The organism is Flavobacterium gillisiae, assembly GCF_900107635.1.
GTDB lineage: Bacteria > Bacteroidota > Bacteroidia > Flavobacteriales > Flavobacteriaceae > Flavobacterium > Flavobacterium gillisiae.
The window spans coordinates 1-19638 of the sequence record NZ_FNRD01000009.1 but is presented as its reverse complement, the minus strand read 5'-3'; the positions used below and the strand labels follow the sequence as shown (position 1 = coordinate 19638).

Genomic DNA, 19638 nt, shown 5'->3' with positions numbered 1-19638 from the left:
CTGTTCATTTATTCTTATATTTACAAAAGCAAACGTAAATTTGCCAACTATGAAAAAGAAACACACCAAGATTTTATTAGTCGATGACGAACCGGATATTTTAGAAATTGTAGGTTATAATCTTACACAGGAAGGGTATCAAATTTTTACAGCGGCCAATGGAAAAGAAGCGGTTGCTAAAGCTAAAAAGGAATTGCCAGATTTGATAATCATGGATGTGATGATGCCGGAGATGGATGGAATGGAAGCCTGTGAAAACATTAGAAAAATTCCGGAGTTGAGTAATGTGATTATTACTTTCTTGACTGCCAGAAGTGAAGATTATTCGCAAGTTGCAGGATTTGATGCTGGAGCTGATGACTATATCACAAAACCAATAAAGCCAAAATTATTAGTAAGTAAAGTAAAAGCATTGTTGCGCCGCTTAAAAGAAAGTGAGCAAGACAGTGAAACCTTGAACGTAGGTGGTATAGAAATAAATCGCGAAGAATATAAAATAGTAAAGGATAATATCGAAATTTCATTACCTAGAAAAGAGTTTGAACTGTTTTATTTATTAGCGTCTAAACCAGGAAAAGTATTCAAACGTGATGAAATTCTTGATAAAGTTTGGGGAAATGAAGTAGTTGTAGGTGGAAGAACAATCGATGTTCACATTAGAAAGCTACGAGAAAAAATAGGAGAAGATCTTTTTAAAACTATTAAAGGGGTTGGTTATAAATTTGAGGTTTAAATTAGATTTAATAAAGGTTATTTGTGGAATGTAAGGTCATCTTCAAAAGGCTAGATTGCATAAGTAACGTACGTACTTAAAAATGAAAATAAGTTTCAAAAAAACCTATAAGTTTGCGGTAAAATCAGCATTGTATATCAGTCTTTTTTCAACGGGATTTGTGATGCTATTGGCATCCAATATGTTCAAGTTGCCTTCCCGCAGTCTGTTTTTATTTGGGTTTGTTTTCATGTTAATCGTATATATTTTTTCATTTATTGTATTGCAATATCGAGTAGAGCGGTTCATTTACAGACGCGTAAAAAAAATCTATGATGATGTTTCATTATTAGAATCCAGTACATTCATAAACAAGCCCATTACCACCGACATGGAAACGCTGACCAGGGAAGTAAAGAAATTTGCAACCGACAAAAAATTGGAAATTGAAATGTTGCAGGTGCGCGAAGAATACCGAAGAGAATTTCTGGGAAATGTTTCGCATGAATTAAAGACTCCTTTATTTACGGTTCAAGGTTACATATCCACTTTGCTAGATGGGGCGATGGAGGATAAAGTGATTCGAAAAAAATACTTGAAACGTGCCGAAAAAGGAGTGGAGCGATTGATCTATATTGTTGAAGATTTAGATATGATTACCAAGCTTGAAGTTGGTGATTTGAATTTAGATTATTCGGAGTTTGATATTGTGGAATTAATTCAGAATGTCTTCGACTTATTGGAAATGAAAGCGGAAAAAAAGAATATTACCCTTGCGTTTGAAAACTACCACATCTTACCTAATTATGTAAGAGCCGACAGAGACCGGATTCAGCAAATCATTGAAAACTTAATAGTCAATTCAATAAAATACGGAAAAACTGGCGGTACAACCGAAGTTGCTGTGGTGAATTTAACTAAGAAAAAAGTTCTGGTTCGTATAAGTGATAATGGAGAAGGAATAGAGAAACAAAATATCCCAAGGCTTTTTGAACGTTTTTATCGCGTCAATAAAAGTGGTTCTCGCTCAGAAGGAGGTTCTGGATTAGGATTGGCAATTGTCAAACATATTATAGAAGCGCATAAAGAAAAAATATACGTGGAGAGCGAATTTGGTATTGGCTCAGAATTTTCATTTACACTTGAAAAACAAACGTGGAATAAGGAAAAAAAGACTGTTTCTAGTGTTATAGAAACAGCCTTTGAACTTTAGGTGATGAGTTATCTTTTTAAATGTCCCTGCATTATTAAGAACATAAGACTATGGAAAGATATATAGGCATTCCAAATGTTATATTAAAAGGAAAGGTTATGGCTAAGGCCATAGGCAGGAAAATTCCAGGGTTTGCCTTTGGAACTGCAATTTTCATGGCCGCAGGAACTGCAATGTAGGACGCGCTTGAAGCCAGTACTGCAAAAATAAATCGGTTACCAATATCATCTGTTATAAAATGGGAGACGTATGCAACGACAATTCCGTTTATTAATGGGATAATGATTGCAAAAAAGAAGCTGAACCACCCACTTTTAAAAAAGTCATTTAATTTTCTACCGCTTACAATTCCCATGTCAAGTAAAAATATGGCTAGAAATCCTTTAAACATATCCGTGGTAAAAGGCTTGATACCCAGGGCTTGTTGATCACTCGCTAAGAAACCTATAATTAAACTTCCTGTGATTAATAGTACGCTACCATTGGTAAAAGAGTGTTTGATAAGGGAACTCATTTTGGTGCTATGCACATCGTTTTTACTGAATAATCGAATTAAAATCACACCAACTATAATCGCTGGAGCTTCCATAAGCGCCATAACTGCGACCATATGACCACTAAAAGTATAGTTTTGCATTTCTAAAAAAGTAATAGCGGTTACAAACGTAACGGCACTAACAGAGCCATAAGCCGCAGCAATGGCACCTGAGTTTTCGATGCTAAAATGTTTTTTGAGTATGAAAAAACTATATAGAGGGATAATGAGTGCGATTAAAATTCCAAATGCAACTGACCAAATGATGTCAAGTGTGAAATGACTGTGTGATAATTCTTGTCCTCCTTTAAAACCAATTGAAAAAAGAAGATAAAGGGAGATAAATTTAGAAGAGTTTTTGGGGATTTCTAAATCACTTTTTAGACGAACAGCGATGATACCGAGTAAGAAAAATAGTAAGGCTGGATTTGTGATGTTTTCAAGTAGTAAATCGAAGTTCATTGTTGGGTAGTTTATTTTTTAGGATGGATTTATTTTTTTGTTGCTCGTTCCAATCTGTCATTAATAGTTCTTCCTAATCCATGATCAGGAAATTTTTCGGCGATAATTACATCAAGGTTTAAGTGATCTAATTTGTGCAAGGCATTATACAAACGGGACGCTGCTTCAGCTAAATCTCCTGTTGCTGATAGAACTTCATTTGTCACTATGTTTTTATGCTCAAAATGATTTTGATAGGTTAGTAACCCAATTCTTTTTGTGCTAAATAGCTCCAGTTCTTCGGTAACGGTTTCTGTTAATATGGTTTTGGTTTTTGGCGCATAGTGTTTTGAAAGCATACCTGGTGCAGATGGTGTTTTTTCATTGTTTGTTTTTATTTTTAGCGGACCAATAACAGTTTCAATTTCTTCAATAGTTATGGAGCCTAATCGATATAAAACAGCTGACCCGTCCTCAAAACCAATTATCGTAGATTCTATTCCGCTTCGGCATTCGCCACCTTCTAAAACGGTTAGTGAAGATTCGACAAAATAGTCCGCTACATGTTGTGCTTTCGTCGGACTAATGGAACCAAATGGATTTGCGCTTGGAGCAGCCAGTGGGAAATCTAATTGTTCTAAAAGTGCTAATGCTACTGGATGATTAGGAACTCGAACTGCCACTGTGTTTTTTCCTGCAGTAACTAAATCTGGAATTGTATTTTGTCTTTTTAATACTAAAGTCAGTGGGCCTGGCCAAAATGTTTCCGCTAATAAAATTGCTTTTGCTGAGATTTCAGTGGCAATCTGATTCAAATCAGCAACCGATTTGATATGAACAATAAGCGGATTATAAAAAGGTCTTTTTTTTAATTCGAAAATCTTTTTAATCGCTTTTTCACTGAAAGCATTTCCTGCTAGTCCGTAAACCGTTTCTGTAGGAATAGCAACAATTTCATTTTGATTTAGAAGTGCTGCGGCATCGTGAGATGAAGTGCTGATTAAAGCCATTTTTTTAAATTTTTTGAGCTATGGGTTTTAGTTTTTTTGCTGGGACTAAGGAAATCTGGATAGTTCCGTCTATTTTAAAATGCATGTCGTTTAGAAGGGAGTAAGCGAGTAAGTCTGTAATGTTTTCAGAAGCATCAGTAAGCAATTCAATTCTGATTTTTGAATGAGCAGTATTCTCGCTAAAGCGAATCTCGTTACTGAAATTTTCTAATTGATGGAAGTTAATTTTACTGTTTATTAATCCTAATAGAATTTTTTTAGCCTCTAATGGTGTGTATTGCCCTTCTACTAATTTGAACTGGTAGTCTTTCTCTTTTTTCATTGTTGTTATTTTTTTTGCAAATGTAGAACGGTTAATTCATTTGTTTTTATTTATATTTGTAATGGAATACATAAAATTATTTTATGAACTATACTTTGCATCAACTGTATGTTTTTCTTAAAGTGACTCAGAATAAGAGTATTACTAAGGCCGCTGTAGAGTTGCATCTTACACAACCCGCAGTTTCTATACAGTTAAAGAATTTTCAAGATCAATTTGAGTTTCCGTTAACGGAGGTTATCGGTAGAAAACTGTATGTTACTGATTTTGGTAAGGAAATTGCTATCGCTGCCGAAAAAGTTTTAAATGAGGTCGAGGCGATTAACTATAAAACTTTGGCTTACAAAGGAGAATTAAGTGGACGCTTGAAAATTTCAATTGTGTCTACTGGAAAATACGTGATGCCTTATTTTCTCTCTGATTTTTTAAGACGAAATCCTGGAGTCGATTTGGTTTTGGATGTTACCAATAAGAAACAGGTTTTAGAGAGTTTAGAGAATAATGAGGTTGATTTCTCTTTGGTTTCTGTTTTGCCTGATTCCATACAAATCGATAAGGTAGAGTTGTTACCCAATGAACTTTATATGATGGTAAATGCAGAACAAGTATTCGAAAAAGAAATTTATAAGGTTTCTATTTTAGAAGAATTAGCCGTTATTTATCGTGAGGAAGGTTCGGGAACACGTTATATAATGGAGAAATTTATCGAAAACAATAATTTGAATGTCCCTAAAAAGGTTGAGCTTACTGGAAATGAGGCAGTAAAGCAAGCTGTTTTAGCTGGGTTGGGGTGCTCCATTATGCCTTTAATAGGAGTTAAGAATGAACTCAATAATGGCAGTTTGCAGATTGTTCCCGTTAAAGGTTTACCAATAAAGTCGAACTGGAATTTAATATGGTTGAAAGGCAAGAAGTTTTCGCCGGTAGCAACTGCTTATTTGGATTTTATTCAAAATGAAAAGGAAATAATTATTGACGCTTCTTTTAAATGGATTAAAGATAGAAATCGTGGTACTGGAAATAAAGAACTTAAATCATAAAGGTGTAGTTAGTATTTAATTGGGGTTTTTTTTTTGAAGCACATATGGAGTTAGATTCTAAACGGACTTGATACACATTTTTTTATAGTGTAGTGTAGTTGTTTGTCAAGATGCGTAAATACAGACAATTGATGGAGTGAGTCGAACCCCTATTTTGGTGGCTGTATATTAAGAACAGCAAGGATAAATTTATATATGAATCGTAAGAAAGTGTAGTTGTCAATCGACTGCGCTTTTTCGGTTTAAGATATTTATTGTGGACGGGAATAGAAACTGGGTTTTGTGCAGTAAACAATTAGTGTTTATTATGGTTTTCGTTCCAAATATTCGTACGCTCGCATATGGTTTGAACAATAAAAACAGTACGCTTTTCCTCCAGTTGTTAAGTATTGATTTTGAGCGAATTATGATATTGTAGTGTCGTAAAAAGATCGTATATTTATGTCCGAATACTAAATTAAACAATACGAGATATGCAAACGGATTTAAGTTTCTGGATTGGATTTAATGTGTTTGTATTGTTGATGCTGGCTTTGGATTTAGGGGTTTTTAATCGAAAAGCGCATGAAATAACTATCAAAGAAGCGTTGATTTGGACGGGAGTCTGGATATCGCTGGCAATGTGCTTTAATGTGTTTATTTATTATTGGCAGGGAGAAGTAAAAGCCTTAGAGTTTCTTGCAGGTTACGTTATTGAAAAAGCATTAAGTGTAGACAATATATTTGTGTTCGTTCTGATTTTTTCTTATTTCAAAACGCCAACGATTCATCAACATAAAATTTTATTTTGGGGAATCATAGGAGCTTTGATAATGAGAGCGGCCTTTATTTTTGCTGGGGTGGCCTTACTCGAAAAGTTTCATTGGACAATCTATGTTTTTGGAGTGATATTGATTTATACAGGATATAAAATGCTCGCTCAAAAAGAGAAAGCAATTGAGCCAGAAAAAAATCCATTAATTAAAATTATCAGAAAAATTATTCCCGTAACAAGTAAATATCATGGGGGAGATTTTTTCATTAAGCAAAATGGAAAATTATTTGCAACTCCTTTATTTTTAGTATTGATATTAATCGAAGTCACTGATTTAATTTTTGCAGCAGATAGTATTCCTGCAATATTAGCGATTACTCAAGACCATTTTATTGTTTATACTTCAAATGTATTTGCTATACTTGGACTTCGTTCTTTGTATTTTGCTTTAGCAGGGATGATGGATAAATTCCAGTATTTGTCTAAGGGACTTGCTTTGATTCTAATTTTCGTAGGACTAAAAATGTCGCTGGTTGATTTTTATAAGCTACCAATACAAATAGCATTGTTGGTAATTATTGTCATTTTAATCTTGAGTGTAGTAGCTTCATTAACTGCTAGTAAGAAAATATAATACTGTGGTTACTCACTAAGAAATTAAAAGGTTTTGATATATTAAAGATAAATTTATAACTAAGATGGATAGGATTCTTGTTACTACCGATTTTTCTTCTAATTCAAAAGCAGCTTGTCGTTTTGCTATTCAATTGGCGTCACAACATAAGTGTGAGTTGACTTTTTTCCATTCCTATTATATCGCAAATATAGGTTTGATGAGTGGTGAAGCCCTTGTTGCTTTCGAAAATAAAGAAGAGGATAAAATTAAAAAAAAGCTTAACAAATTTGTAGAAATACTTTATAAAGGCATTGATTCAAGCTTGTCAAATAAAAAGTGTGTAATAAAAAGTGCTGTTTTCACTGACAGCAGCATCAGAGAGTACGCCCAAGAAAACAATTTTAGTTTTATATGCATTAGCACCAGAGGTTCTGGAAAACTAAAAAAAATATTTGGATCAAACACTTCAAATCTAATAACCCATTCAACAGTTCCTGTTATTGCTGTGCCTTTCAATTATCGTAGGAGTGAAATAAACAAAATTATTTATGCGTCTGACCTTGTGAATCTTGAGGAAGAAGTAGTTAAAGTGAATGAATTTGTAAAACCATTAAATGCAATAGTCGAAATTCTTCATTTCGAATACCCAACAGACGATGCAGTAAATAGGATTGCTTTGGATAAACTGATTAAAGGAAATTCAGGCCGTGATTTTAAACTGCATATCAAGAAAATCGATCTGACTGAAAGTTTGATTTTAAATATACGTAGTGTAATTAAGAAGTCAAAACCTTCTATGTTGATTATGTTCACTCAACAAAACAGAAGTTTTTTTACTAAGATATTTCACCCCAGTAAATCAGCGTACTATTCGTTTAATGCTAAAGTGCCATTACTTGTGTTTAATAAAACATAATTCAAGTAAAAATGCATGAATATCTGAGGGTAATATTGATGTTTTAGGTAGAAATATTTTTGCTGTTTTTTTTGTCAAAATTAAATAGCCTGTATTATAAGGGGAGCCTTGTGCTTTTTGTAGGTTATTTTTTGGTTTTTATATTGTTAAAAAAATGTAAAACAAAGGTTAATTTTTTAATGGTTTGCTAACGTTAACTTAACATTACGGTTTCATCTTTGCCGAAAATTTAGCAACCCATTTAACCATGAAAAAACTTTTAATTGCACTTTTTATAGTTAGTACAGCAGTACTTCAAGCGCAAGACGTTAACAAAGACGCAATTTCTAAAGAAGTTGTCCGTGTTTTAGATTCCATAAACAAAGTAAAGGCAGCCGAAGAGAAAGCAAAGCCGAAAAAAGATTCGCAATGGTATGATAAAATCAGCATTAGAGGATATGCGCAGGTGCGGTATAACGGATTGTTATCGACTAATGATAAAGTATCGTGTGAGCAATGTGATAAATCATGGGGAACGACTACGACTGGCGATGATGTAAAATCAAATAATGGTTTTTTTATTAGAAGAGCTCGTATTGTGTTTTCAGGTCAAATACATCCAAACGTATATTTCTACATTCAGCCAGATATCGCAAGTTCTCCTAGTACAGGGGTTAATAATTTTTTACAGATACGCGATGCTTATTTCGATTTGTCATTTGATGCTAAAAAAGAATTTCGTGTAAGAGTAGGGCAGAGCAAAGTTCCTTTTGGTTTTGAAAACATGCAATCAAGTCAAAATAGATTGACCTTAGATCGTAATGATGCTTTAAATAGTGCTGTTGCAAATGAAAGAGATCTGGGTGCATTCTTCTATTGGGCACCAAGTAAAATAAGAGAGCGTTTCGCTATGCTTATTAAAGATGGATATAAAGGTTCAGGAGATTATGGTGTGTTTGCATTTGGAGCATACAACGGTCAAACATCTAATAAGTCAGAAGGGAATAGAAACTTGCACGTAGTAACTAGAGTAAGTTATCCGTTTGTGATAGGAAGCCAGATTATTGAACCAGGTCTTCAAGCGTATACTGGTAAATGGGCTTTTGGAAACGAAATTTCCACGGGTGTTTCTGTAAAAGACAAACAATATACTCTTGACCAAAGAGTAGCGGCTTCTTTTGTGTTGTATCCAAAACCATTTGGTGTTCAAGCGGAATATAATATTGGTAAAGGGCCTCGATACAATAAAATTACAAATTCAGTAGATGTTTCTAGTTTAGAAGGTGGTTACGTTACCTTAAACTATAAGTGGGATTTACCAAAAAATCAATTACTGTATCCGTTTGCTAAATTCCAATACTATGATGGTGGAAAGAAATTTGAAAAAGATGCTAGAAGTTACACGGTTAGAGATTATGAGTTGGGTTTAGAATGGCAGCCTTATAAAGCATTTGAGTTAACTGCAACTTGGGTTATCGCGGACAGAACTTTTGAAGATAGCGTGCTTAAGAACAACAGGCAGCAAGGAAATTTATTGAGATTACAAGCTCAGTTTAATTTTTAGAGATATATAATTCAAGAATGTAAAAAACATCAGAGACTCTTAATGAGTAGCTGATGTTTTTTTTTTCTAGGAGGTAGAATTTAAATTTAATCCTATTTAGTATTTGAAAAATAAGTAAATTAGGCGTAAATTATTAAATAGCAGGTAATTAGTGTTTTTGGATTACCTTAAATTATTGTTATGGTAACCTTGTCTTAATACTAAAAGGATTTATTAACATTAATTTTGCACCGAAATAATAAAATAATAACAAATTATTAAAATGAAAAGATTTTTATTAAGTATCGTGCTAATGTTTACCATGTTTGCGTCAGCCCAGGAAGATAAAATAGAGAAAAAGGAAGTTGTTAAAAAAACAGAATTATCACAATACCTAAATTCAAAGAAGAAGTTTGGATTTACTGAAAAAGATAGTTTATTTCAAGTGAATATTGGATTCCGAGTTCAAAGTAGAATAGGTTACGGTAAAGAAGATGGTGAGTCAGGAGTTGTAGAAGGTGAAATTAGAAGAATGCGTCTTAAATTAGACGGTTTTGTTTATAATCCTAAGTTTGGATATAAAGTAGAACTAGGTTTTTCAGCGAGAGATATTGGAACCGTAGTGGTAGGAAATAGTGGGAATGTGATTTTAGACGGAGTTCTTTTTTACAAAGCTACTCCTCATTTTACAATTGGTTTCGGTCAAACTAAATTGCCAGGAAATAATCAACGTGTAATTTCCTCAAATTCATTGGAGCTTACGGATCGTAGTATTAATAATTCAAAGTTCAATATTGATCGTGATTTTGGAGTATTTTTAGATTATTCGAAAGGAAGTCCAGAGCATTTTTCCTATTCATTAAAAGGTGCTATTACTAAAGGAGAAGGTAGAAACTGGGTAAAAACAAAAGATGATGGAATCGCTTTGACGGGTAAAGTAGAATTGTTTCCTTTAGGAGCTTTTACTAAAAACGGATCAAATTTTGAAGCAGATTTGATGAGAGAAAAAACACTTAAATGGATGGTGTCTGGAGCTTTTAGTCAAAACAATAATGCATTAAGATCTCAAGGACAGTTAGGAAGTAGTTTGTATGAGTCAAGAACGCTTCAATCATTGTTTTTTGACACTATGTTAAAGTATAATGGATGGGCAGCTTCTGCAGCTTATATGTCAAGAATGGCTGACAATCCTATTACGGTAAATCCGTTGGATATAACTAAAAAACAAGCGGTTTATGTAGGTCACGGAATTGATACTCAATTGAGTTATCTTTTTCCTTCTGATTATCAAATAATAGGTAGATTTTCTACCCAAAAAGTAGATGCCGATATTCAAACGATAAGTCCAAATGTTGATGAGTACACGATTGGGTTATCTAAATATATATTTGGACATAAGGTAAAAGTGCAAGGGGAGTTTTCTTATGATAATGTACAAAATTATAGTGGAAGCGTAGACAATAACTGGTTTGCTCGTTTTCAAGTAGAAATAGGAATATAAATTCAGAATGAGAAACCGTAGAATTGCGGTTTTTTATTTGTGAAAATTTAATAGCGCTCTAAAAGGGTAAATATTGGATAATATTGGCTTAACACAGAGTTAACATTGAAGTGTTACTTTTGTAAAAAATTTAAAAAAAACTAATAAAAAAATAAAATGAAAACATCAAAATTATTTTTAATCTTACCTTTAATCGGTATGTTAAGTTGTGGTAAAGCAAAAACAGATGATAAAGGAACTGAAGGGTCAAGTGCTGCAGTATCTGTAACTATCAAAGGTAGTGATACTGTTTTGCCATTGGCACAAAAAGAAGCTGAAGAATTGATGAAAACAAATGCTGATGTAAGTGTTACTGTTGTAGGAGGTGGATCAGGTGTAGGTATAACGGCAATGATTGATGGTACTACTGATATCGCAATGGCTTCTAGAGATTTGAAGACTGAAGAAAAAATGAAATTTGCTGATAAAAAAGTAGAGATCGAAGAAGTTATAATAGCATATGATGCATTAACAGTAATTGTTAATCCAGCAAACAAGGTTTCTAAATTAACTCGTGAGCAATTAGAAAAAATCTTTACAGGACAAATCAAAAACTGGAAAGAAGTTGGTGGTGATGATGCAAAAATAGTTGCTTATTCAAGAGAGTCTTCTTCAGGAACTTATGAGTTCTTTAAAGATGAGGTTATGGATAAGAAAAATTACGCAACAGATATTTTGAACTTACCTGCAACTGGTGCAATCGTTCAAGCAGTAGGTCAAACTAAAGGAGCTATTGGATATATCGGATTGGCATATGAAACTAAAGAAGTAAAACAATTGGCTATATCTTATGACCAAGGAAAAACTTTTGTTGAGCCATCTGTAGCTAGCGCTAAAGATAAATCATATCCTATCTCTAGACCATTGTTCTATATGTTCAACAAGGTAAATGCTGCGAAAGTAAAAACAATTGTTGACTATGCGCTTTCTGCTGAAGGACAAAAAATTGTTTCTGAAGTTGGTTACATTCCATTGAATTAATAAAGGTTAATTTTTTAGATACTTAAAAGGTTGCTCTATTAGGAGCAACCTTTTTTATTTGTAAATTTGTTGTAATTTTAGATTTTAAATAATCTCTTAACATTAAGTTAACCTAAGGTTAACGGTGCGAACACATTCAACGCCTTGAGCTGACGTAATTTTGCTAAAAAATAAAAAACACTCTTTTGAAAACAAATTTTAAACAGATTAAAGAGAAGGTAATTGAATCTATTTTGATGTTAAGTAGCGCCGCTACTAGTATTACAGTAATTTTAATTGTCTTTTTTCTATTTATAGAAGGTGCTGGGGTTTTTACCAAAAAACCAATAGACAAGGGTTTTTTATTGGCAGTAAATGAGTCAAATCCCGTAGGAAAATTAGAGCCATCACAGATTAAGGATATTTTTGATCAAAAAATCACAAACTGGAAAGAACTAGGGGGAAAGGATGAACCTATCGTTTTGTTCAGAACTGGTGATATAACAGATTATTATACTGAAGAAGAGCTTGGGGAGAATTTTGTTAATTTCCCTGACAAAATAAATGAGCTTATGGCTAAAACGCCTGGCATCATTGCCTTTTTCTCTGATAAGTATGTAAATAAAGAATTTAAAGGAAAAGAAGTAGACATAAATAAAATTACCGTTTATAAATTCTTATCCGGTGAAGAATGGTTTCCTACTGCTGAACCCGTTGCCCAAATGGGAGTTAAGCCCTTAATTTATGGTACACTATGGGTGAGTTTAGGAGCTATTCTCTTGGCTTTGCCTATCGCTTTGGCAGCAGCCATCTATTTAAGTGAAATTGCAAAGAAAAGAACTCGTAATTTATTAAAACCACTTATCGAACTTCTGGCGGGAATTCCGTCTGTAGTTTATGGTTTTTTTGGATTGGTGGTTATCGTACCTTTAATTCAAAGTCTTTTTGGTTTACCTGTGGGTGAAACTGCTTTGGCGGGTAGTGTCGTGCTTGCAATCATGGCTTTGCCTACAATTATCACTATTTCAGAGGATGCAATGCGCAACACGCCACGTGCTATGAAAGAAGCGAGTTTAGCTTTAGGGGCATCGCATTGGCAAACGATTTATAAAGTGGTAATTCCATATTCTGCATCTGGGATAACAGCCGGTGCTATTTTAGGTATAGGTCGTGCTATTGGTGAAACTATGGCCGTATTAATGGTAACTGGAAATGCTGCGGTAATACCTCATTCTTTTTTAGCACCTATTCGAACAATTCCTGCTACTATTGCGGCAGAATTAGGTGAGGCTCCAAACGGAGGTTTGCACTATGAAGCCTTATTTGCATTGGGTTGTATTCTATTCATAATCACTTTTGGGATCAATATGTTAGTAGAATTAGTTACCAATAGAAATTCCCATAAAAAACACTAAGATGAGTACTGAAAATAATTTAGCAAAGAAAAAAAGAAGAAGTCAAAATATTGCCTTTGGTATTTTTACAGCGACAAGCTATGCTATTGTAGCACTTCTATTTGTAATATTAGCTTTTATTGTAGTAAAAGGGATTGGTGTTATCAGCTGGGAATTTATTAGTGAAATGCCAAAAAATGGAATGACTGAAGGAGGGGTTTTCCCTGCTATTGTTGGAACACTTTGTTTGGTTATAGCAAGTATGATATTTGCGTTTCCTGTAGGTGTACTAGCGGCTATTTATATGAATGAATATGTGAAAGACGGCTGGCCTAAAAAAATAATTAAGCAAATGACAAATAATCTTGCTGGAGTTCCATCTATTGTATTTGGACTTTTCGGGATGTCGTTATTTGTGAATAAGTTGGAATTTGGAGATTCGATTTTAGCCGGTGGATTAACCTTAGGGTTATTAGTGCTTCCAGTTATTATTAGAACAACAGAGGAATCATTGAAAGCAGTAGACGATACCTTTAGACAAGCAAGTTTAGGATTAGGAGCAAGTAAGTGGGAAACGACAAGCAAAATTGTATTTCCAATAGCATTTCCTAATATTATTACAGGATTAATATTATCCATAGGAAGGGTTTCTGGAGAGACGGCACCTATTTTATTTACCGTTGCTGCCTATTTTTTACCTAAATTGCCTAGATCCATTTTTGATCAAGCGATGGCATTGCCTTATCACTTATATGTGATCGCAACGAGTGGAACTGATATTGAAAAATCAAGAGCTATGGCTTACGGTACGGCACTTATATTAATTATTATTGTATTAATTTCTAATTTATTGGCGAATGCACTTCGTAAATATTATGGAAAAAAAGTAAAAATGAATTAACATGCATAAAATAGAATCAAACAACGTAAATTTTTACTACGGAGAAAATCATGCTTTGCGCGATATTTCTTTATCAATGAAAGAAAATACGGTTACAGCTTTAATTGGACCATCAGGATGTGGTAAATCAACTTATCTGCGTTTGTTAAATAGAATGAATGACCTTATCGACGGTACTAAAATGACCGGAAGTATTGTTATTGATGGAACAGATATCTACGGAAAAAACACCAATGTGGATAATTTGCGTAAAAATGTGGGGATGGTTTTTCAAAAACCAAATCCTTTTCCAAAGACTATTTTTGAAAATGTAGCTTATGGATTGCGAGTTAACGGGATTACAGATAAAAATGAAATTGAAGAGCGTGTGGTTACCACTATTGAACAAGTGGCGCTTTGGGATGAGGTAAAAGACAAACTAAAAAAATCAGCTTTTGAACTTTCTGGAGGTCAGCAACAAAGGTTATGTATCGCTCGTGCTCTTGCAATAAAGCCTTCTATATTATTGATGGATGAGCCAACATCGGCTTTGGATCCAATTTCCACTTCAAAAATTGAAGAGCTTATTTATGAGCTAAAAAACAAATACACTATCGTTATTGTTACACATAATATGCAACAGGCTGGTCGAGTGAGTGATACGACTGCTTTTTTCTATATGGGCGAATTGATTGAGTACGACAAAACAAAAACTATTTTTACAAAACCGGCAATCAAGCAAACGGAAGATTATATAACAGGAAGATTTGGATAAAAATGATTTTGATATGAATTCAGAATCTACTAACTTTAAATCTTCAAATCTTTAGAAAAAAATGGCATCACACTTAGAAACAGAACTTGGTAAGCTTAGAAGTATAATTATAAAAATAGGGGGTCTGGCTGAAAGTCAGGTTGCTGAAGCTGTTAAGTCAGTGCTTTCAGAACCCGTTTTAGAAAGTAAAGAAGTAAAGAAAACAGAAAACAAAATTGATAAATTGGATGTAAAAATCGATGATATCTGTCAGAGTGTTTTTGCTTTACAACAACCTGTTGCGTCCGATTTGCGATTTATCATATCGGCAATGCAAATTAGTAGAGAGATCGAAAGGATTGGTGATTTATCTATGAGTATCATCAAACTTACGAAAAGCATTAAAGAGAAGCATGAGCTAATATCAAAATTTGATATTACTGATATTGTAAGAGGCGTAGAAGATATTACCGTTAAAACAAATGAGTGTTTTCTTAATATGGATGAAAATACTATTGAAGAAATTTTCACGTTAAACACTGATATTAAAAGTAAAAGTAGCGATGCAATTGATAATATCATTGGAGAAATGAAAAACAATTCTAAAACGGTTGTTTCTGGTACCAATTTAATTATTGCATTGAAACACTTCGAAAGAATTGCAGATCACAGCACAAACGTTGCAGAATCTGTTTATTTTATGATCAATGCGAAGACTATCAAGCACGAAAAATTTACAGATAAGAAATAATTAAATTCACGATTGAATTAAATTTTAAAGCTGGTTTTTATATCAATTAATGATATAAAAATCAGCTTTTTTAATGCGGTACTGTTTTTAAATTTCGAAGACACCAAATAATTTTTTCCAATCGGGAGTGTTGTTAAAGCATTGTAAGCCGCTATATTTTTTCACCTCTGGTAAGTTGTCTATTTTAAAATCGTCTTGTTCGGCGTAAGGAACCATACCGTCTTCTTTTAATTTTTTGGCTAAATATAGTTGCTCATATTGCCCAGGAGTGGGGATGAAAAAGGCTTTTTTACCCAGCTTTACCAGATCCATAATCGTTGTGTAACCCGAACGTGCTAGAACAATGTCACTTTCATTAAAAGTTTGCTCGAGTTGACGGCTAGTCATAAAGTTAAAATAGGTAATGTTTTTTAGTTGTTCCTTTTTTTGTTCCTTTTCTACAATTCCTTTGATGAATACTACATCGCCTCGATAACGCTTTAATTCGGTTTTTAGGATAGTTTCCAATAGTTCTCGTTGCGGTTCTGGGCCGGACAGAATAACCATCAGATCGTATTGTTTTGGGGTTTCTTTTTTATGCATGCGGCTTAGTGGGCCGATGTATTTAGGTGTAAAGGACAAGTTGTTCGAATGGCTTAATTCCCCTGCCAGATTTGGCTGGCCGGGAACATCAGGAACCCAGCATTCTGTATATTTTTTAATTATATTTTGATGTAGTTTGCTCGTTAACCAAGTTGTATTTCCGGTCATCACATTGAGCTGATGCGTTATGAATACACAGGGTACATTTTTATTAAAAACGCCTAGGCGGTTGTCTGAGATAATTCCGTCGATATCGTATTGTTTAATCCATGAGGCAACCAGTTTTTTTTCATTCGAAATGGCTTTCAGCATTTTTGGAGCATTTTGTAATAACTTCCATTTGAAATTCTTCCCATTTTTAGCATACTCTATTTGGTAAGATGGCAATTCGATTGTTTGTAGATAAGGGAATTCTTTGCGTAACATAGCAAGAGCTATTCCATCAGATGCAATTATGGGTATATGATTACTTTCTTGCAATGCCTTTATTATAGGGATGCAGCGGGTTGCATGTCCTAAGCCCCAGTTTAATGGCGCAACCAAAATAGTTTTCGGGGTATTGTTAATCTCCTTCGGTATTGACATGGTTGCTTTTTTTGGGAAAGGTACACAAACTAAGGTTTTGGAAAGAAACACTTTGTATTACCAAACCTTTAAATTATTAATTTGAATTAAAATTAGGGCCATAACTGAACTTTAGCACTGTTAATTGTTTTAAGTTTTCAATTTGTACTAATTATGGGGCTAAGTTTAATTGGTTTTTAAAAATAATTGGTTTTAGTCGAGTAAAAGAGTTGTTTCATCGGATAAATTTTAATTTTGGCGTTATTAAAATTACTTTTGTGCATTATTTAAGAGTTTTTTAATAAGAATATTCAGTTTTGATTGATGCTAAATTATTCTAAAAACAAGTATCAATGTGCATTTCTTATGTTATTTCATGAAAAACAATTTCTTTCTTTCCTTATCAAAATTCCACCATTTATTACTTAAATTATTATCCATGGGACTAAACTTTACTCCTCTCTTTATTAGAAAGGGATGTAAAAATAATAATGTCATTTATTTAATGATTTTGTTGTTTTCATTCTTGCTTAATAGCTCTACTATTCAATCGCAAACTCCTGTATTTAGTAATCCAACTCATATTGCGGCAAGCGCTCCGAATAAAACTACTGGGGCCAAATATATATATTACAATGTAACAAATGCCAATGGTTTTAGTGTAGATGCAGTAGTGACTATTGTTTCAATTTCTAATGCGGTAATTGTAGATGTCGATAATCCTACTAATGGTGGCGGCGGTTTGATAAACCGATTTCAGCCTGTACAAAACACAACTTCTGCAGGGGGATATGTAGAATGGAGAATTGAGTTTTTTAAAGCGGGTACTTATAACTTATTGACATTAACAGGTGAGTTAATTACCTTAAATTCTTTTGTGTTAGAAGCATTAGATATCGATGGTGATGAGTTTTTTGATACGGTTATAGCGTCTCCAAATTACTACACCTTGAACAGTCCAACACTATTAGTTGCTTCAATGGTTGGTTCTTATACAAGATTCCAAGGTCCTTCTAGTTCAGTAGATCCTATTAGATTGACAGATACTCCATATATAGTCACTGTGAGTTTTACTAATGTAAATGTTGCCACTTTTAGAATAGGACGAAGAATAGTTGGTTCAAATAGGCAAAGTTCAATCAGTTTTGGAGAAGTGAAATTTGATAATGCTCCTGTAGCAAATAATGATGAAAGTTTATTAAATAATCTCGGACCAGTAAGTTTAAATGTAACAACAAACGACACTGATTCTAATAATGATATAAATTATAGTTCTGTTAGTTTTGTAGGAGGTACGGATACAGATGCCAATGGTACATTAGATCAATTAATTGTTCAAGGGCAAGGAACCTGGACTGTTAATTCTTTGGGTGTTGTAACTTTTACTCCTTTAGCTACCTTTAGAAGTGACCCAACTCCGATAAGTTATAGTATTAAAGATGTAAAAAATTATATATCTAATCGGGCAACTATTACCATTACTTTTAAAAAAGCAGATTTAGCAATCGTTAAGACGGTAAGCAATGCTACACCAAATGTAGGAAGCAATGTAACCTTCACTTTGAAAGTAACGAATAACGGACCAAGTGCAGCGACGGGAGTATCAGTAACAGATCTGTTACCTAGCGGTTATACTTATGTATCCGATAATGGATCCGGAGCTTATGTTTCAGCCACGGGAGTATGGACTATAGGTAACCTTGCTAATTCAGGTATTACAACATTGAATATCGTAGCGACAGTAAAAGCAACAGGTAGTTATGTGAATACAGCAACGGTAAGCAGCACCACAATAGATCCTACGCCAGGAAATAACACATCAACCAATACACCGGTACCATGCCCACCTGTTCCAACATTTGGTCTTGTAACGAAACCAACATGTGTAAAAACTACGGGAAGTATTGCGATTTCTAATTATGATGCTGCTTATACTTATAGCACAACTCCGTCAGTAGGAGTTACTCGATCAGGGAGTCTAATTACTGCACCTGCGGGGACTTATACAGTAACGGCAACTTTAGGAAGTTGTACTTCGAATGGATCAGTAGTAGAAATAGGTAACGTTGTTTGCCCGATAACAGAAAGTGGAAGCATCGCTGCAACTGGCGGAATCGCGATCACTACTGTATTATCGAATGACACAACCAATGGCGTTGCAAGTACAACATCGAACTCTACAATCGCGCAAAGCGGTACATGGCCAACGGGAATTAGTTTAAACACGACTACCGGAGCAATAAGTGTAGCAGCAGGAACAGCACCTGGCGTATATGCAGTTGCTTACGAGTTATGTGATAAACTGACACCAAAAACCTGTGCTACAGTAACAGACAATGTAACGGTAACATCGGTAGTCACACCGATAACAGAAAGTGGAAGCATCGCTGCAACCGGCGGAATTGCGATTACTACTGTATTATCGAATGACACAACCAATGGCGTTGCAAGTACAACAGCGAACTCTACAATCGCGCAAAGCGGTACATGGCCAACGGGAATTAGTTTAAACACGACTACCGGAGCAATAAGTGTAGCAGCAGGAACAGCACCTGGCGTATATGCAGTTGCTTACGAGTTATGTGATAAACTGACACCAAAAACCTGTGCTACAGTAACAGACAATGTAACGGTAACATCGGTAGTCACACCGATAACAGAAAGTGGAAGCATCGCTGCAACTGGCGGAATCGCAATCACTACTGTATTATCGAATGACACAACCAATGGCGTTGCAAGTACAACAGTCAACTCTACAATCGCACAAAGCGGTACATGGCCAACGGGAATTAGTTTAAACACGACTACCGGAGCAATAAGTGTAGCAGCAGGAACAGCACCTGGCGTATATGCAGTTGCTTACGAGTTATGTGATAAACTGACACCAAAAACCTGTGCTACAGTAACAGACAATGTAACGGTAACATCGGTAGTCACACCGATAACAGAAAGTGGAAGCATCGCTGCAACTGGCGGAATTGCGATCACTACTGTATTATCGAATGACACAACCAATGGCGTTGCAAGTACAACAGCCAACTCTACAATCGCACAAAGCGGTACATGGCCAACGGGAATTAGTTTAAACACGACTACCGGAGCAATAAGTGTAGCAGCAGGAACAGCACCTGG

At 34.5% G+C, this 19638-nt stretch carries 17 protein-coding genes; 13 read left to right on the top strand and 4 right to left on the bottom strand.

From position 1 onward, the window contains the following. Positions 1-49: 49 nt before the first annotated feature. Positions 50-733: a response regulator transcription factor gene (locus BLV35_RS12760; protein ID WP_091090770.1), complete on the top strand. Its 684-nt coding sequence runs from the start codon at positions 50-52 to the stop codon at positions 731-733. An 82-nt stretch (positions 734-815) separates the two neighbouring features. After that, complete coding sequence (locus BLV35_RS12755) at positions 816-1925, top strand: sensor histidine kinase (RefSeq protein WP_091090767.1); 1110 nt, start codon at positions 816-818, stop codon at positions 1923-1925. Between the two features lie 34 nt (positions 1926-1959). Here BLV35_RS12755 and BLV35_RS12750 read toward each other — a convergent pair whose 3' ends face one another. From BLV35_RS12750 to BLV35_RS12740, 3 genes are read right to left on the bottom strand one after another with little or no spacing between them, the layout of a single operon-like run. Further along, a complete protein-coding gene (locus BLV35_RS12750) occupies positions 1960-2922 on the bottom strand; it encodes a sodium-dependent bicarbonate transport family permease (RefSeq protein WP_091090765.1) in 963 nt (320 codons plus the stop codon). 29 nt (positions 2923-2951) lie between these two features. Then, positions 2952-3911, bottom strand: coding sequence for an L-threonylcarbamoyladenylate synthase (locus tag BLV35_RS12745; protein ID WP_091090762.1), 960 nt, complete (start codon positions 3909-3911; stop codon positions 2952-2954). A 4-nt stretch (positions 3912-3915) separates the two neighbouring features. Further along, positions 3916-4233, bottom strand: coding sequence for a hypothetical protein (locus BLV35_RS12740; protein ID WP_091090758.1), 318 nt, complete (start codon positions 4231-4233; stop codon positions 3916-3918). Positions 4234-4316: 83 nt separating this feature from the next. Between BLV35_RS12740 and BLV35_RS12735 the strand changes: the two genes are divergently transcribed. The 10 genes from BLV35_RS12735 to phoU all read left to right on the top strand — a co-directional run bounded on the left by BLV35_RS12735 (position 4317) and on the right by phoU (position 15360). Further along, positions 4317-5273 carry a LysR substrate-binding domain-containing protein gene (locus BLV35_RS12735; RefSeq protein WP_091090754.1) on the top strand — a complete coding sequence of 319 codons (957 nt, stop codon included), beginning with the start codon at positions 4317-4319 and terminating at the stop codon, positions 5271-5273. Between the two features lie 473 nt (positions 5274-5746). Then, a complete protein-coding gene (locus BLV35_RS12730; RefSeq protein WP_091090752.1) occupies positions 5747-6661 on the top strand; it encodes a TerC family protein in 915 nt (304 codons plus the stop codon). A gap of 64 nt (positions 6662-6725) precedes the next feature. After that, positions 6726-7559 (top strand): universal stress protein, encoded by an 834-nt coding sequence (locus BLV35_RS12725; protein WP_091090749.1) that lies wholly within the window; start codon positions 6726-6728, stop codon positions 7557-7559. Positions 7560-7806: 247 nt separating this feature from the next. Continuing rightward, a complete protein-coding gene (locus tag BLV35_RS12720; RefSeq protein WP_091090745.1) occupies positions 7807-9102 on the top strand; it encodes a porin in 1296 nt (431 codons plus the stop codon). A gap of 262 nt (positions 9103-9364) precedes the next feature. Continuing rightward, a complete protein-coding gene (locus tag BLV35_RS12715) occupies positions 9365-10582 on the top strand; it encodes a porin family protein (protein WP_091090741.1) in 1218 nt (405 codons plus the stop codon). 156 nt (positions 10583-10738) lie between these two features. Beyond that, positions 10739-11602, top strand: a complete 864-nt coding sequence (locus BLV35_RS12710) for a PstS family phosphate ABC transporter substrate-binding protein (RefSeq protein WP_091090738.1) — start codon at positions 10739-10741, stop codon at positions 11600-11602. Positions 11603-11787: 185 nt separating this feature from the next. Beyond that, on the top strand, positions 11788-12996 hold the full coding sequence (gene pstC / locus BLV35_RS12705; RefSeq protein WP_245712057.1) for a phosphate ABC transporter permease subunit PstC: 1209 nt from the start codon (positions 11788-11790) through the stop codon (positions 12994-12996). Position 12997: 1 nt separating this feature from the next. Then, the gene (pstA, locus tag BLV35_RS12700) at positions 12998-13876 is read left to right on the top strand and encodes a phosphate ABC transporter permease PstA (RefSeq protein ID WP_091090734.1); all 879 of its coding nucleotides are present in this window, start codon (positions 12998-13000) and stop codon (positions 13874-13876) included. A gap of 1 nt (position 13877) precedes the next feature. Continuing rightward, on the top strand, positions 13878-14630 hold the full coding sequence (gene pstB, locus BLV35_RS12695; protein ID WP_091090730.1) for a phosphate ABC transporter ATP-binding protein PstB: 753 nt from the start codon (positions 13878-13880) through the stop codon (positions 14628-14630). A 61-nt stretch (positions 14631-14691) separates the two neighbouring features. Continuing rightward, on the top strand, positions 14692-15360 hold the full coding sequence (phoU, locus tag BLV35_RS12690; RefSeq protein ID WP_091090726.1) for a phosphate signaling complex protein PhoU: 669 nt from the start codon (positions 14692-14694) through the stop codon (positions 15358-15360). An 87-nt stretch (positions 15361-15447) separates the two neighbouring features. Here phoU and BLV35_RS12685 read toward each other — a convergent pair whose 3' ends face one another. Next, on the bottom strand, positions 15448-16527 hold the full coding sequence (locus tag BLV35_RS12685) for a glycosyltransferase (RefSeq protein ID WP_091090722.1): 1080 nt from the start codon (positions 16525-16527) through the stop codon (positions 15448-15450). Positions 16528-16945: 418 nt separating this feature from the next. Here BLV35_RS12685 and BLV35_RS12680 point away from each other — a divergent pair. Then, the coding region (locus tag BLV35_RS12680) for a DUF11 domain-containing protein (RefSeq protein WP_176980621.1) at positions 16946-19638 on the top strand (2693 nt) is incomplete at its 3' end.